This is a genomic window from Shewanella sp. 10N.286.51.B7, from assembly GCF_002873615.1.
Classification (GTDB): Bacteria; Pseudomonadota; Gammaproteobacteria; order Enterobacterales; family Shewanellaceae; genus Shewanella; species Shewanella electrodiphila.
This window is the reverse complement of record NZ_MCUF01000095.1, coordinates 2,447-3,405: the sequence shown is the minus strand read 5'-3', so window position 1 is coordinate 3,405 and position 959 is coordinate 2,447. Positions and strand designations below refer to the sequence as shown.

The following is a 959-nucleotide window of genomic DNA, read 5'->3' as shown; positions in this document are numbered from 1 at the left end:
GGCACTGGCACTGGCACTGATAAAACGCCTACAAGCATTGCAAGTCAACAACAAATACCGCAATTAAAAGAAGATAATGTTATTAGCAGCGCATCAGGACAGATGCATGTAAAAGGTTCTGATACCGAACATATTTCTTGGTCAGTTGACACCGCTCAAGGGCAATATGGACATATCGTCATTGATCCTGTCACAGGTCAATGGCAATACTTACTGGATAACAGTAATAGTCAAACGAATGCACTTTCAGAAGGCGAGCAACAATCGGAACAATTCATCATTACAGCAACTGATAACAATGGCCACAAAGCCTCTAGCATCATTGCAGTAGAAGTTGAAGGAAGTAATGATTTACCGACTATTTCAGGTATGCATAATGCGACTATCAACAGCGCTGGTAACATTGATAACGTAAGTGGGACATTAACAAGTTCTGATCCTGATCATCATGACCAAAGTGTATGGAACGTTGAGCAGCCCAATGGCAAGTTTGGTCAATTATCAATTAACCCTGATACAGGCGAATGGCAATATCACCTCGATAACCAATCAAGTTCGACCTTAGGACTACATTCAGGGCAACAAGCAAGTGAATCTTTTACAGTAACAGCTACTGATAGTTCAGGAACGCCAGTTTCAAAAGAAGTCACTATTGTTGTTATTGGTAAAAATGAAGCCGCTGTCATTTCTGGCGTATCTACAGGTAGCATTACCGAAGATAAAAACCTAGTAACGCAACATTTATCAGTGACAGGACAATTATCTGTTACTGACACAGATACAGGTGAAAGTCATTTCCAAGCATCATCTTTACAAGGGCAATTTGGTCATCTAGTTATTAACGAATTGGGTCATTGGACTTATACAGCCGACAATACCCAAACCGTCATTCAAGAGCTCAAAACTGGCGAATCACTTACCGACACTTTATTAGTTCACTCAGTCGATGGCACTGAGCA

General features: G+C 40.9%; 1 protein-coding gene. It reads left to right on the top strand.

Going from position 1 to position 959, the window contains the following annotated elements; translation table 11 throughout:
- A partial coding sequence (locus tag BCU84_RS20770) for a VCBS domain-containing protein (RefSeq protein WP_198589627.1) occupies window positions 1-959 on the top strand: 959 nt, incomplete at both ends.